16 protein-coding genes and 1 pseudogene are annotated in these 14,544 nt (G+C 44.7%); 9 read left to right on the plus strand and 8 right to left on the minus strand.

Annotated elements, in window-relative coordinates; genetic code table 11:
• The 4 genes from F6K57_RS19040 to F6K57_RS19055 all read right to left on the minus strand — a co-directional run.
• Positions 1-98, minus strand: a 98-nt coding sequence (locus F6K57_RS19040; protein ID WP_293069967.1) for a DUF4058 family protein, incomplete at its 3' end; no start/stop codon positions are given.
• Between the two features lie 115 nt (positions 99-213).
• Positions 214-825 (minus strand): Uma2 family endonuclease, encoded by a 612-nt coding sequence (locus F6K57_RS19045; protein WP_293027173.1) that lies wholly within the window; start codon positions 823-825, stop codon positions 214-216.
• 586 nt (positions 826-1,411) lie between these two features.
• Positions 1,412-2,158 (minus strand): 16S rRNA (guanine(527)-N(7))-methyltransferase RsmG, encoded by a 747-nt coding sequence (gene rsmG, locus F6K57_RS19050; protein ID WP_293069928.1) that lies wholly within the window; start codon positions 2,156-2,158, stop codon positions 1,412-1,414.
• 293 nt (positions 2,159-2,451) lie between these two features.
• The gene (locus F6K57_RS19055) at positions 2,452-3,099 is read right to left on the minus strand and encodes an ABC transporter ATP-binding protein (RefSeq protein WP_293069969.1); all 648 of its coding nucleotides are present in this window, start codon (positions 3,097-3,099) and stop codon (positions 2,452-2,454) included.
• Between the two features lie 302 nt (positions 3,100-3,401).
• Between F6K57_RS19055 and F6K57_RS19060 the strand changes: the two genes are divergently transcribed.
• The 4 genes from F6K57_RS19060 (at position 3,402) to carA (ending at position 6,691) form a co-directional block, all read left to right on the plus strand.
• A complete protein-coding gene (locus F6K57_RS19060; RefSeq protein WP_293069930.1) occupies positions 3,402-4,355 on the plus strand; it encodes a Sll0314/Alr1548 family TPR repeat-containing protein in 954 nt (317 codons plus the stop codon).
• A 266-nt stretch (positions 4,356-4,621) separates the two neighbouring features.
• Positions 4,622-4,948: a hypothetical protein gene (locus F6K57_RS19065; RefSeq protein WP_293027182.1), complete on the plus strand. Its 327-nt coding sequence runs from the start codon at positions 4,622-4,624 to the stop codon at positions 4,946-4,948.
• A 49-nt stretch (positions 4,949-4,997) separates the two neighbouring features.
• Positions 4,998-5,540, plus strand: a complete 543-nt coding sequence (locus F6K57_RS19070; protein ID WP_293027185.1) for a GIY-YIG nuclease family protein — start codon at positions 4,998-5,000, stop codon at positions 5,538-5,540.
• Entirely contained in the window at positions 5,537-6,691 is a 1,155-nt protein-coding gene (carA, locus tag F6K57_RS19075) for a glutamine-hydrolyzing carbamoyl-phosphate synthase small subunit (RefSeq protein ID WP_293069933.1), read from the plus strand. The genes F6K57_RS19070 and carA overlap by 4 nt, the downstream gene beginning before the upstream one ends.
• On the opposite strand, the gene F6K57_RS19080 is transcribed toward carA, so the two are convergent.
• Positions 6,642-6,770, minus strand: coding sequence for a hypothetical protein (locus tag F6K57_RS19080; protein WP_293069935.1), 129 nt, complete (start codon positions 6,768-6,770; stop codon positions 6,642-6,644). The two genes, carA and F6K57_RS19080, sit on opposite strands and share 50 nt — an antisense overlap.
• Positions 6,771-7,368: 598 nt before the next feature.
• Here F6K57_RS19080 and F6K57_RS19085 point away from each other — a divergent pair.
• From F6K57_RS19085 to F6K57_RS19100, 4 genes are all read left to right on the plus strand, one after another.
• The gene (locus tag F6K57_RS19085) at positions 7,369-7,725 is read left to right on the plus strand and encodes an STAS domain-containing protein (protein WP_293027215.1); all 357 of its coding nucleotides are present in this window, start codon (positions 7,369-7,371) and stop codon (positions 7,723-7,725) included.
• A 178-nt stretch (positions 7,726-7,903) separates the two neighbouring features.
• The gene (locus tag F6K57_RS19090) at positions 7,904-8,392 is read left to right on the plus strand and encodes a ribonuclease III domain-containing protein (protein ID WP_293069937.1); all 489 of its coding nucleotides are present in this window, start codon (positions 7,904-7,906) and stop codon (positions 8,390-8,392) included.
• Between the two features lie 14 nt (positions 8,393-8,406).
• Entirely contained in the window at positions 8,407-9,456 is a 1,050-nt protein-coding gene (gene rlmB / locus F6K57_RS19095) for a 23S rRNA (guanosine(2251)-2'-O)-methyltransferase RlmB (RefSeq protein WP_293069939.1), read from the plus strand.
• A gap of 68 nt (positions 9,457-9,524) precedes the next feature.
• Positions 9,525-9,809 (plus strand): DUF1816 domain-containing protein, encoded by a 285-nt coding sequence (locus tag F6K57_RS19100; RefSeq protein ID WP_293042898.1) that lies wholly within the window; start codon positions 9,525-9,527, stop codon positions 9,807-9,809.
• A gap of 111 nt (positions 9,810-9,920) precedes the next feature.
• Here the strand turns inward: F6K57_RS19100 and F6K57_RS19105 are convergent.
• Positions 9,921-10,124: pseudogene (locus F6K57_RS19105) on the minus strand (Uma2 family endonuclease); the annotation flags it as partial.
• 328 nt (positions 10,125-10,452) lie between these two features.
• Between F6K57_RS19105 and F6K57_RS19110 the strand changes: the two are divergent.
• Complete coding sequence (locus F6K57_RS19110) at positions 10,453-10,668, plus strand: hypothetical protein (protein WP_293069941.1); 216 nt, start codon at positions 10,453-10,455, stop codon at positions 10,666-10,668.
• Between the two features lie 23 nt (positions 10,669-10,691).
• Here F6K57_RS19110 and F6K57_RS19115 read toward each other — a convergent pair whose 3' ends face one another.
• Together F6K57_RS19115 and F6K57_RS19120 are read right to left on the minus strand one after the other, a co-directional pair.
• Entirely contained in the window at positions 10,692-13,076 is a 2,385-nt protein-coding gene (locus tag F6K57_RS19115; protein ID WP_293069943.1) for a hypothetical protein, read from the minus strand.
• A 168-nt stretch (positions 13,077-13,244) separates the two neighbouring features.
• On the minus strand, positions 13,245-14,459 hold the full coding sequence (locus tag F6K57_RS19120; protein WP_293027207.1) for a glycosyltransferase: 1,215 nt from the start codon (positions 14,457-14,459) through the stop codon (positions 13,245-13,247).
• Positions 14,460-14,544 lie beyond the last annotated feature (85 nt).

Here is a 14,544-nt window from a genome sequence, read left to right on the forward strand (position 1 = left end):
AGGGATCTGGCTAGTTCAACAATGAGCCAGTGATGTACTCCTGGCCAAACTTCTGGATGTTCTAGGTAAGGGTTCATCCCTGGAAAAGGGGAAGGCATAAAATTTCCTCCTCGGTGCTTAGAGCGTTCAACTTAGAGCATTCAGCATTCAGGTTTTAGAACTTAGCTGACAGCTGACAGCTAACGGCTGATGGCTAAAAGTCTATTACTTATTCTAAAGCGCACCATTCAACACTTGTTGTGCCGAAAGCTGTAACCCCGGAAAAATAGTTGATTCAATCAACTCATCCCTGACAAAAACCGTTTCCTCATAAAGATCATCCACCAACTGCAACACCACAACCTGCTCTTTGAGCGGATCGACAATCCAATATTCGCGAATTTCCAGCAAGTTATACTCCACTCGTTTGCTGCGATAATCCGTCGTCCGAGTCGATTCGCTAACCACTTCAACCACCAAAAAAGGTGGCGATTCGTTGAGACGAATGATCGCCTCTCGATCCAGCATTCCCTGCCATTGCTCCAGTGTTGCCACCGTCACATCTGGAATCCGCGCTGTATCCCAACGTCCCCCACGGGGCGACTCGATCGCGAAGCGCTGCTGCAAGCAGATGGCAATAAACCCTTGCTTAGAAACCCAGGCTAACCCCTGAGCCTGAATTTCAGCCCGATATTGATCGTTGAGAAACTCAGTAATTGCACCATGTTGTCCTTTGGGTTGAGACATGGCAATCAGTTCCCCATTCACCAGTTCATAACGCCGATCAGTGCCATCGTTGTAGCTTAAGTAGTCTTCGAGGCTAAGCAGTGCAGTAGTGGCAGTCATCGGAGTTTTCCTAAGAAGCCATTTTTTTGATAATACTAGTTTAGCAAAAAATGGGGTATAAACTTTCATTTATAGCGATTGGCAGATAAGTTAATTATGAAAATGGGGCAAAAAAGATAAAGTTTACTTTTTAATTAGCAATAATAAATAACTTAGGTTGGATGCCAACTGCTTTATTCCCTATTCCCTTCCCCCCTTATTAAGGCAGGGCTGTTTCAAACTTTAGTAAGTTAACGATTATTGGAGATAGGGGGATAGGGGGATAGGGGGATAGGGAAATAAACTAAAATTTACCGAAAAATGCCCAAATTTAGTCATTAAAATCTTACGAATTAACCGCCTTCAATCAACTCAAATCACTAACAATTTGTTAACGGCCTTGGTGTAAGGGAACGATAAATTTGCCCAAAATCCCGAGTATTAGTCCAAAATTCTCCCCATCTCCCCATCTCCCCATCTCCCCATCTATTTTTTGCGAGAATGAAACAGCCCTGCCTTATTAAGGGGGGTTAGGGGGGATTCCTTTTCCCTGTTCCCTAAAAACCCATAAATATGTAGTCAATAAAGTCGCAAACCGCTATATCTTCTAATTCAAAGGGTCTTGTGCTGGTAATCCTACAGCACGGGGAAACTTAGCTGCCGTGGGTGATAATACTTTCAACAACAAACAATGACGAACACTATCGCTCAAAGGGGTAGTAAATTTTTCAACTGATTCAATCCTTCCACCTAACTTTTTTACCGCTGGCTGTAAAGCTTCGGTTTCTTCATCTGTCCAATGACCACGATAGAGAATCGCCAAACCTCCTTGTTTCAGAAGTGGTAGAGCATATTCAGCACAAACAGAAGGGGCACTAACAGCACGAACTAGAGCAATATCGTAGGAGTGTCGATGCTGTCGCTTCTGTCCAATGGCTTCTGCTCTGCCAACTAAAGTTTTAACATTATTAATTTCCAACTGGGGGATTAAGGTTTGGAGAAAAGTAATTTTTTTGCGAGTGGAATCGAGTAAAGTAATAGCAGTATTAGGAAATGCGATCGCAACTGGTAATCCTGGAAATCCCGCCCCCGTTCCAATATCAATAATTCTCTGTCCTGGAGTTACAGACTGCCATATGGGAGCCAATCCTACCAAAGAATCCCACAGATGCTTTTCCCAAAACTCCTCGGGAGCTGTAATCCGAGTTAAATTCAACTGGCGATTGCCTGACAAAATCCCTTCATAGAGTTTTTGAAACAACTGTTGTTGTTCTGGATCTGGCTGCCAATTTAGAGTTTGTTGCCAAACCTCTGTCATCTGTGGCAGCAATAAAACGTTTTGGTCATTTGTCATTTTGGCTCTACCGTACTTGTTATGCTAAATAAACAGTTTGTAAGAGGGAGCAGGGAGCAGGGAGCAGGGAGTAGTGGAAAAAGCCCGTATTCAAAATTTTTTGTGAGTTGAATAGCATAATTTTAATTCTACAGTAAGCTTTCTGGGCTTTTTGAGTATAAATTTAGCATAAAACGTACTGAATAACGGTAATTTTTTAATTTTTAAATAGGGTACCTAAATAAATTGTGATAATTTTTTTTCCCTACTCCCTACTCCCTACTCCCTACTCCCTTTCCTAAAGTACTCAACACTCACAACTCAGCACTAGCTAGATCAACAGCTTTTAATTCCCCTTGCTTAAGAGTCCAGCAGCGGTCAGCAATGGGCAGTAAATCCTTAGCATCGTGAGTCACCACTAGGAGTGTCCAATGGGTTTTGAGTTTTGCCAGCAGATTAACTAACTGTCTTCGCATAGACCAGTCTAATCCAGCTGTTGGTTCATCCAACATCAGTATATGGGGTTGACGAATCAGTTGTACTGCCAGAGCAAGGCGTCGCTGCTGACCACCACTCATGGCATGGGGTGAAGTATCCAGGGTAAAATCAGCTAGTCCCACTTCCCCCAAAGCATCATAAACCCTTTGTGACCCCAACTCTGGATGTCCCATCCGCAATTCTTCCAGGATAGTCTTACCACAGAAATGCCGTTCTGGAAACTGAAACACTAATCCTGCCAGTTGTGGTAGCTGGTCGTTTGTGAGTTCGGTTTCTCCCCAAAAGATGTTTCCTGCCGTGGGCTGGGCTAATCCTGCCAAAATTTCCAATAATGTGCTTTTACCAGAACCACTAACACCAATCACTAGTCCCAATTCTTGTGGTGCTAGCTCTAGACTCAGACCCTTCAAGATCGGGGTGGAGCTAGCTGGTGGATGATAGGTTAAGTCTCTAAGATATAGCATTGCCTTTTGCCCACTCCTTCCCTTCTCCCAAAATTTTGGAGGTTTCAAAATTTCATAGACATTACTATCTTAAGCACTCAGCTATCAGCTATCAGCTATCAGCTATCAGCTATCAGCTATTAGCCTTTGGGCCACGCTATGGGAATGGCTGACCGCTGACCGCTGACAGCTGTTCGCGCAGCGTGCGCGTAGCGCATATGCTTACTTACTATCTTATCCCCCAACTTCCGGTACTATGGAACCTGGCATCAAGTGCAACGTCAGTACTGAGGTTAGTAGCATATATTTTTAATATTGCCACAATGACGATGAACCAACGGTTTCGAGCACCAAAACAGATAGTTAAAGCCTGTGTCAGCACAGCAGTTGTATTAATCGGTTTATGGGGAATGCCCACCTTGGCAGCTGACCCCTTTCGCGACAGTAATCCTCGGAACATTGATGACACTGTTCAAGATGCGTTTGACTTCTTCTTCAAGGAGGGAAACTATAAAGAGGCTGAAGCTTATCTAAAAAAATCGGAATCTAGGCAGTCTAAAGAACCCATGACCTATGCTATGCTATCATCTCTAGCTTACTTAGATCAAGATTGGGAAACCTTCAAGACCTACGGAACTAAAACTCTTAAGACTGCTAAGGAAATGATTGCCTCTGATCCTTTGCGAGGTAATCTCTACACAGCAGTAGGTTATTTTTTGGAAGGGGCTTACGATTTTGAAAAAGAAGGTCCTATCAGCGCCTTGACTAAATTACAGAAAGTTTTTGAATATCTGGATGAAGCAAAAGAAATTGCTCCTAATGACCCAGAGCTAAACTTGATTACAGGCTACATGGATTTAATGTTAGCTGTCAATTTACCATTTTCTGACCCATCTCAAGCCATTGACAAGTTAGAAACCTATGCTTTACCATCTTATTTAGCCTATCGAGGCATTGCTGTAGGATATCGAGATTTAAAGCAATATTCTAAGGCAATAGACTATGTAGACCGGTCAATGGAAACAACACCAAGCAACCCAGATGTACTTTACCTTAAAGCACAAATTTTGCGAAAACTGGGGCAGGAGGAAAAAAGTTTAGATTTTTTTAACAAAGCTTTAGAAAAACAGAATCAACTGCCAAAACGCCACGCTGCTCAAATTACTTACGAGCAGTGCAAACTTGAAAATAAACTCACAGACGGGGATAGGAATTGCTCCAAGGAACGGAATCGCATCCGGAAGCGGGGAACAGAAGTGGTTCAGAAGGATGACTAAGTTGAAGGTTGAAGGTTGAAGGTTGAAGGTTGAAGGTTGAAGGTTGAAGGTTGAAGGTTGAAGGTTGCAGGTTGCAGGTTGCAGGTTGCAGGTTGCAGGTTGCAGGTTGCAGGTTGCAGGTTGCAGGTTGCAGGTTGCAGGTCTTACTAAGGACTTAGAACTCAGAACTTAGAACTCAGAAGTATATTTCACGGAAGTCTTGTTCAACAGTGAATCTTGATCAGGTATAATCACTCTCGTAAAGAGTTCGGGATTGTCCTTGACTTATGGTTCGCCTCAAGATAGTTAACAAGTTTGATAGCAGTTTCGTCCTAGCTCCAGAAGCCCGAGACCAGTTATTTGCTTTACTAACCGGGGAAAACTTCTTGGCTCAAGTAGCTGAAGCGGCTCAAGCTGACAGGGTTGAGTTTACTGAATTACTGTTTCAACCAGTTCCCTACACCACTTCAACCCCTAAGGGAATGCCAGCGGACTATGAGCAGTATCACGAATCTGATGATTATATCATCATTAATGTACCTCCTAACTTCATGTTCAAAGCCAAAATATTTAATCCCAGTCGCCTGTGTGGGATTTATCGCAAATTTCAATAAAATTTAGTTTTTATATTTATTTTTTAATAGTAATTTTTAATCCCATCCCATGCTCACCTCTGATAATCAAATTCCATCTCTGAAGGATTTAGAATTTATTCCCTATCTGGATGAAACGGGAAATCTACCAGAATATTTACAAAAAAAGATTGGTGTATACGCTATTTTTGACCAAGATAAAACCCTGAGATTTGTGAATTATTCCCGGGATGTATATATCAGCATCAAACAACATTTAGTTCGTCAGCCTCACTCCTGCTATTGGCTAAAAATAGAAACCATTGAAAAACCTAACCGGAGTCGATTAGAAACGATTCGTAAGGCATGGATTGAAGAGAATGGTGTGATACCGGTAGGGAATGGAGAGCAGGAAAATCTCTGGAGTCAGCCGATTGATGCTAAAGTGACAATGACTGAAGCAGAGCAGTTAGACTATGAGCAAAGTGAGGAATTAGCAAAAACGAAGATTCTCAAAAAAATTGCTCGGAGAGTTGAAGCTAAAATTAAAGATGAGCTAGAATCCCGAGGGGTAAAGACTGAAATTCGCTTCAATCCTAAGCTTAAAGAAAAGGGTTTACTTGACATAAAATGACTATCTCAACGGCTCATCCAGCTCTGCTAGTTCTCGCTGATGGCACAACTTACCAAGGCTGGTCTTTCGGAGCGACTGGTACAACCATTGGTGAAGTAGTGTTTAACACTGCTATGACGGGTTATCAAGAGGTGGTGACAGATCCCAGCTACTGCGGTCAAATTGTGACCTTCACCTATCCAGAATTAGGCAATACTGGTGTTAACCCGTCCGATGAAGAATCTGCTCATCCTCAAATCAGAGGTGCAATTGCCCGTAACATCTGCTACCGGCCCAGTAACTGGCGCTCTACCCAGTCCTTGCCCGATTATCTCGCAGAACACAACATCCCAGGAATTTACGGCATTGATACAAGGGCATTGACCCGCAAAATACGCTCCATTGGTGCGATAAACGGTGCCATTTCCACAGAAATCCTTGACTCCACTGAGTTATTGTCCCAAGTGCAAGCGGCTCCGAGTATGGCAGGATTAAATCTAGTTAAAGAAGTGAGCACTGACGAGGTTTACGAATGGTCTGATCCTACGGAAGCAAATTGGGAGTTCGGTCCGGCAGTTGATGGGGTAGAAAAGGACAAGGGTTTGACAGTTGTTGCTATCGATTTTGGCATCAAACGTAATATTCTCAAGCGTCTAGCTAGCTACAATTGTCGGGTAATTGTCGTCCCTGCTAATACACCGCCAGAAGAAATTGCTAAGTATAATCCCGATGGGATATTTCTGTCCAATGGACCAGGGGATCCGGCTGTAGTACTCGAAGGCATCTCAACCACCAAAGCCTTATTGGAGCGTCAGCAACCTATTTTTGGCATCTGCATGGGACATCAGATTCTTGGTCTTGCCCTAGGAGCGCAGACCTTTAAACTTAAATTTGGTCACCGAGGTTTGAATCACCCAGCCGGTTTGCAGCAAATGGTGGAAATTACTAGCCAAAACCATGGTTTTGCTATTGATCCCGATACATTAGGGGATCAGGTGGAAATTACTCACCTAAATCTCAATGACCGCACTGTGGCAGGGTTGCGTCACAAATCCTTACCGTTCTTCTCAGTACAGTATCACCCAGAGGCTAGTCCTGGTCCTCACGATGCTGACTATTTATTTAAGCAGTTTGTCGAGCTGATGCGATCGCGTAGCGTGGCCGTAGGCTAATCGCGTAGCGTGGCCGTAGGCTAATCGCGTAGCGTGGCCGTAGGCTAATCGCGTAGCGTGGCCTAGGGCGTGTTTTCAAAGTTTTCCGCAAGATTATGATCCCCCCCAGCCCCCCTTAAAAAAGGGGGGAGCCATACTCAAAGTCCCCTTTTTTTAAGGGGGATAATGGGGGATCTCTGAGGCAAGAAGACACGCCCTAGGCTCTTGACTAGAAACTGATTGATTCTGCGAGGGTTTGCGTTCGCGTAGCGTGGCCTAGAGCCAATCGCGTGACTCGCTTAGCGGCGACCCAGGAGCATCGCGTGCAATCCCCGATGCCAAACCCCAACTGTAGGGTGACCGGGTGTGGGACTAGAAAATAGCCCCTACATTGCCAGCAAACCAAGAAATATGCTTCAGTTATGATTAATCGGTTAGAATCATGGCTGGCTTAATTTTACCCTACCGCTAGACCCGGTCACCCTACCCCCCAAACTCTGATACTGTTGTATAATCTAAAATTGACGTTGTTTTAGCCCCTTGACGTGCTAAGCAACAAGCCAAGGTATGGTTATAGGGCGCGTTTATCAACGGTAACCAAGTCATCAATCTACTGTCACAGTAGTCAACTTGACAGTAGAAGTATTAGATTATTGATATTTATAAGCTATATCGAGGAGGGTGTTATTCCTGAACAAATAACCCTTACAGTCAGTTTAAGGGGCACTCGCCAAGTCGAGTCAAATTATCAAATTTTCCGCCTTACTGGATTGCTAGATGCCTTTTCGGAATCTACTCTCCGTAACGTTATTGGCAAATGTATTGATGAAGGTCCAGCGGATATTATTCTGGACTTATCTAAAATTGATTTTGTCGATAGCTCTGGTTTGGGTGCTTTGGTGCAGCTAGTAAAGAAAGCTCAAACTTCTGACGGAAGTCTACAAGTCGTGACCAATCCCCGGGTGACTCAAACTGTGAAACTAGTGCGCCTAGAAAAATTTTTCTCCCTGCAAGATTCTCTGACGGTAGCTGTGGAGAAAATCAAGTCTAAGTGACAAAATCGATGGTGATGGCGGGGGCAAAACCCGCCTTCACTTTCAGAAGCAGTGGGGAATCGGTGAGAGTTGAGTGTGAGTAAGTTGCCGTTTTGCTAATGTATTGAATACTCTAAGCAGAAATTGTTGAAGGATGTCAAATTTGGTCTAGTAAACAAAAGACCGTGAGACCCCAAAGATGGCTCAAACAGATGCACAATTAGACCCCTTGGAAGAGGATAGCCATGGCTGTGGAACTGACTCTATAGTATTGTGGACAGAGTTTCGATTTAGGCAATTCATGGCGAAAGTTGATCAAATTGCCAAAATTCAACAGATTTCCCCAGCATCCTTGGCATATATAGGAGATGCTGTTTATGAACTCTACATCCGAACCCACTATCTGCTACCACCGAGGCGAATCTGTGACTATCATAACCAGGTAGTGGCTCACGTCAGAGCAGAAAGCCAAGCTAAGATTTTGCGATCGCTTGAACCTTACCTAACTGCTTCTGAAAAAGACGTTTTACGGCGCGGACGGAATGCTGCTACAAAGAGCCCCCGGCGTCTCAATCGAGAAATCTATCAACAAGCTAGTAGCTTAGAAACTTTACTGGGATACCTCTACCTTACTGATACTCAACGCTTGACCCAGTTATTGGCTCATCTACAACTGGATACCCCATAAATCCTAATTCTATTATGGCTAATCAAAACCCCTCCTCTGATGCCTCCTCTGATGCTTCTGGTCAGATCAAGTCAGGGAAGTCCTCTGATCGGCAAGGTGAGAATAAAAAATTATCTCGTTCGACCTCAGCCAATTCTCAAAAGAACGGCAAACCCCCTCGAAAGAACTACCACTCTCGAAAGCCACGGCCAAAACATTCCCATTACTCCGAGGAAACTCAGCCGAAGCAGCATGGGTACCCTAAGTCAAAACTTGTAAGTAGCACAGAAGAAGAGAGTGACTTAATCTACGGGCGTCATTCAGTTCTAGCAGCTCTCCAAAACCAGCACCAGCTAAACCGAGTTTGGATTATTTCCCAGCTGCGTTACGATCCTCGCTTTCACTCTTTACTAGTTCAAGCCAAGGCTAACGGTACAGTAATTGATGAAGTAGCACCAAAACGCCTGAGCCAAATTACCAAAGGTGGTAACCATCAGGGTGTGGCAGCTCAAATTGCACCTTACCAGTACATAGATTTAAATGACTTAATTGACAAAGCAAAATGGGCAACTGAGCAGCCAGTTTTATTGGCTTGTGATGGCATTAATGATCCTCAAAATTTAGGGGCGATTATTCGTACGGCAGAAGCTCTAGGGGCTCAAGGCTTAGTCATACCCCAACGTCGAGCTGTTGGTGTCACCTCAACTGTAAGGAAAGTGGCAGCAGGAGCTCTAGAAACCTTTCCTATTGCCAGAGTTGTCAATCTTAGTAATGCCCTAGAGCAGTTGAAAACTGCGGGCTTTTGGATTTACGGAACTGCTGCTGGTACTGGTAAACTTTTACACAAAGTTGATTTGACTGGTTCAGTAGTATTAGTAATAGGTTCAGAGGGTAATGGTTTAAGCCTAAGGTCACAAAGCTGCTGCGACATGTTAGTTTCAATTCCATTACAGGGTAAGACCCCTAGCCTCAATGCCTCAGCAGCAACTGCTATGGTGTTATATGAAACCTATAGGCAGCGTTGGTCAGACTTACTGTATATCGATAGTACTTCCAATCAACAGATTGTGAAACAAGAAGAGTAAATGGAGGATAAAAAGGTTTAAAAGCCGATTAAATTAACAGAGATTATCCTGGAAACTAGGTGGATGTCATGAAAGAATCCTTAATCAAAATCTTAGACCTCTTCGGGTTAGCGTTTTGGGTGGAAATCATCACCGAAACCCCCAAGTGTACCTACTACTTTGGACCCTTTGTTAACCAGCAGGAGGCTCAGGCTGCCAAATATGGATATATTGAAGACTTAGACAATGAAGGAGCTCAAGGCATCATGGTAACTCTCAAACGCTGCAAACCCAATAGACTAACAATTTTTGATGAGTTGCCAGAACAGACTGAACTAGAGAAATCCTCTAGCTTAAGTAAGCCGATTTTTTGACAAAGGATGAAGTTTAACCTGTAACGTGTTAAGTGTGAAGGATGAAAACGCTCTAATACTCTCTACTTACAAGTATGAGTCCGCAGTTACTTACTAACCTGCTGAGGTAATTTAAAGCGGCAAAGCTAACTCAAAGTTAGGCAGAATAGTTTCCCCTGACAAAGTAACAGGAAATTTAGCAGTCTCAACAGCTTGATTGGGACGATAGATTTCAACCTCTTTGCCCTGGGGGTTAATTAACCAGCCTAAACGTAAACCACTGTTCAAATAGTCTGGCATCTTTTCCTGTAGAGGCTTGAGGGAATCAGTGCGAGAGGCTGGATCATGACTGTCTCCTTAGTGGAATGATTAATATCAAGTCAGGTTGAATACCCATAATTAGAGGGAGGGTGGGACCCACCCCTAACCCCTCCCAGGAGGGGAAGTGTGGGGAGATGGGGACCCACCCCTAACCCCTCCCAGGAGGGGAATGGGGAGATAGGGAGATGGGGGAGATTTTTATTAAGGGTAATTATCCCGACATGATATAAGTATTCAACCGGACATGATATAAGCTAACCGCTCCAAGTATAGTTAGCATGTGCTGGAAATTCAGGATAAAATTACGTGGTGTTGTGAGAAAGCAAAAATACTTAGTCTAGAAATGTTAACTTCTTCCGACCATCTGACCGATTTATCCGATGCCCACTGGCAGAGCAATTGCCGTTCTGTTGTCACTGGTGACCCCCAGGTGAAGAAATTGATGACATCGGTTTATGGGGTTGACCAGCAAGTAAAGTACCTTCACTTACAGGCAGAAGTTGAATCCCTCTGGCAGCAGCAGCAATTACTTAAGCAACAACGGTTGGTTTTGCGTTAAACTAATGCCTTTAAGTACAGGCATTACTGAAAACGCTGATGCTTGGGTGACCAACGCTTAAGGCTATAGTTATTTGGTTCATCAATGACTATAGCCGCAGGACCCCCATCCCCTAAATCCGCGATCGCTGTCATGGAGCTGCTGGCATCTTGGGAAAATTCGCTGTAGAGTAAGGCTCCTGTGTCAGAAAAAATCATGGTGCGGGGTTTGTAGATAGTAGTTGCCCGATCTGTATCCATCCCGTCATTAATACTATCCGATAGACCCACCTCTGTAGATTCTGAGGTAACCGATATTTCTTGATATAAGGTTAGCACCGCTTCCGGCTGGTTGTTGCCAGTCAGCTCGATCGGTCTAACTGACCAATGCCCGATCTCCTGAAGCATCATTGGTAAACTAGGAAGGGGTCCTGGGGAGAACTGACCACTGTTGATTAACTCCTGCCAGAGTACTGGCAGCATGGTTGACACCGACTCGGGGTTAAGGTGGTAGAGTGCTGACAAAGTGATCGCACTTGGGTCTAACCAGCGCAGAGCCGTCTCCGTGTGTGCTAGCAGGTGCTGATTAGATCCATCAATAGCCACGGTGTCACTAGGGAGTTTCCCACCTGCTGCCAACAGCTTAATCACCCCTTCCTGGTAGGAAACCCCCTTGACCGTAGCTGTGGTTGATTGTTGGATACCATTCTCACTCCAAAGGCTAATCCGAATCTGGGGGTCAACGTCTAAGCCCAAATATCGCCACAGTCGCTTTCCCTTGGTCAAAGTGGGCAGCCGTAAATCAGAAAACGGCATCCACCGCCAACCCTGACCATCGTGAAATGCTTTTACCTGTACTTGATACCAAACTTGCTCCGGTTGTTTTTGTAGAGTCAGAGGAACAGATGGGCAGGGGGATAGGGGGGAAAGTGCTATACTCTGTTCCTCTGCTATAGAAACCAATTCAGTACTTTCCTGCTGCCTTTGGCAGTGCTGTTCTCCTATTCCCCCATCTCCATCTTCCGGTTGCAGCCAATCCGTTGCGTTGACAGTTTGAATGATTTCTGAATTGCCAACCAGTTGACTGAAGTGCCTGACGATGGCTGGAACTGGGTTTAAGGCATTGTCCATATGGTTGAGGAGTTGGTAAACCTGGGGATTAGTTTGGGGTAATTCCTTAACCCATGCGATCGCTTTTTGAGGGTCTTCCTGGGCTGCCAAAATCAACCCTCCCCAAACTTGCACATTGCTGTCATCAGGATTGACCTCTAGTGCTGCTTCCACCCGCCCCCACAATCCCCCAGAATCGGTCTTTAGCATAGTGATAATATCCCCCAACTGAGCACCATTCACTGCGGTCTGAAACACTGTTTTTGCCTCCGCCCAGCGACCATCCAGGAGATAGGCAAAGATAGCAGCACTCGCACTTGCCCAAATTTGATTTGCCTGAGACTCGGTGACCTGAGCGTGCAGTTTAACCAAATCTATTTGGGCTTGAGCCTCTGCTGACCAGTGTTTTGGTCTCTGTTGGTTCAACCATTGCCAAGCATCAGACCACAAACCATGACGGGCTAGGATTAAACCATTCTGATAGGGTTTAGTATCTATCGCTGCTTGGGTTAGGGAAATTTCCTCTAGATAAATCGGGTTGGGAACAAAAGAGCGAGGTTTAATTTGGTAAACCTTGAACTGGGGTTCCAAGCCTACAGTATGATTAACCACTAATTCTGGAGTAGCACCACCGGTCACTTCCTGCCAATAGGGAGAACCTTCATTAGGGCTTGTCCACTCCAACATCATACTCAGGTGTGTCTGGTCTTGATTGTAGTGAATAATTTGTCCATAGCTCTCGGGTGTATTCTCTGAGACCACTTGACCCGAGAGGTTGAACCAAAACCCTTCCTCTAGAGCTTGTTGATCGAAACGATCGAGTTTGGTTAAAGGTAGTGAACGAGAGACACTAGCATCACCGGATGCTGTGTTGACTTGGGTAGACAGCACAAAATATTCGACCGGGGCAGTGATAGGCAGCTGACTAACTAGCTGATAATACTGCTGTTCGCTATGGCTTTGTTCAAGAGGCTGATAGACTCTGAGTTCCACGATCTGGTCACAATTACTTTGGCATGATGGTGGTGATCCCAAAATCGGTAGCAGCAACTCAGAGTTAAGGGAAAGGGGTGTGCCCGCCGTTAGCCCATTTTCACGAATCTCCCCTTGAATTTGGGCAAATGTCTTGGCAGATGAGGGAACAGTCTGGGGGATACGAGCCCAACTCGGCAAAATGTGATTGATCCAGACAATCGAATCAGGGTCAATAATTAACATAACCGCCACCCAGATACTACCGGCAATGATACCGCTAGTGGTGATTAAGGCAGCGATCGCGCCCAAGGTTGTTAACCAACCACCTCTACTAGACTTTTGCACTGATGTTTTAATGGTTTATCTTTCCAGTTTTTTCCTAGTTTGAAAAAAATCTTGGGGGCAATAGATAGTAATTAGCCAAATAGTACAGATTTTTGGACTTAAACGCTAATTGTCCATGTCTTTGTCATTCCCCCTTGCTCAATCTAAAACAAGTGCACCCTAAACCCTTCAACCTGTGATTACCTGCTCATACAGTTCACCAGCACGTTCCCAAGTATATTTCTGTTCAATATACGCTCGCCCATTTTCCGACAATTGCTTACGGAGCTGGCGGTCTTCAAATAACCGACTAATGGCATAAACATATTCTGTTGTATCATTTGCTCGCAATGCCCGCAAAGGGACATCCCCGCCATCAACTGTCAATCCCTCCAAACCGCGATCGCTTCCCACGACCGGTACTCCCGCTGCCATCGCTTCCAGAGTTTTATTTTTTACCCCAAATCCACTCTGCATTGGCACCACAAATATGGTTGCCTTATGAAGGTGGTCTACTAAAGAAGGCACCGAGCCAGTTACACTAATCCCTGGTATATCTTCTAACTCTAGCACCGCCTGCACCGGTTTGGGTCCGACTAATTCTAGCTTGGTATCACCATAGCGCTCTGTAATTGCTGGGAACACGTCTAGGCTAAAATAACGAGCCGCTTTGATGTTTAGTGGGTTATCCATCGCCCCAGTAAATACTAATCTGTGTCCACCAGGATCAGAGATGCGCCGGGGAAATAGATGAACATCAACCCCATTAGAAATCAATGTAATTTTACTGTCTAACTCAAATGAGTCTATTTGCCGTCGATCTTCCGCTGTTGTGACTATAATGTCTGTGAACTTAGCACAATATTGCTCTTCATAGCGACGTAATAGGGGCAAATTTAACTTGTCTTTCAGCTGATTGTCTGATGTTTTGGTTTCGAGCTTGTCCAGGGATTTCCGGTATACAGAATGATGAATATTCACCAAAGTTCGCAGCTGCTTCCGCCACTCTGGTCGCACATAAATTTCATTGGTACTGTGTTCACAGGTAATCAGGTCAAATTTTCCCGCCTCCACAGCCTGATCCACCCATTGCTGCATTGGAGTTGAGTAGAGTTGGAGCACTTTCTGGGGCGTTCCCTGTTGCAAAATGGTACTCCAGCGCTGTAATTTCTCCTTTAAGCCTTCCTCTTGTTCTGATGGCTGCGGTTGGGGAAAAATCACCAGTTCTTCCACCCACTGCTGCAATTTTTCTACCTCGATGTCCGTGATATCCTCAGAACGTTGAGTAACCAAGGTTATAGCATGACGCTCACTCAGGTACTTGAGTAAATTAAACGTCCTGACCTGAGTTGCCCCCCGCGTTGGCGGATAGGGAAAGGTTGTGGAGATCATTAGAATCTTCATAGGACGTTACTACTTGGACAAATAATTGGCAACAAGGAAACGGCAGGCAATAATTCATTCTTATCTCACTTTTTACCTGAGTTAA

The organism is Moorena sp. SIO4A5, from assembly GCF_010672005.1.
Taxonomy (GTDB): Bacteria; Cyanobacteriota; Cyanobacteriia; order Cyanobacteriales; family Coleofasciculaceae; genus Moorena.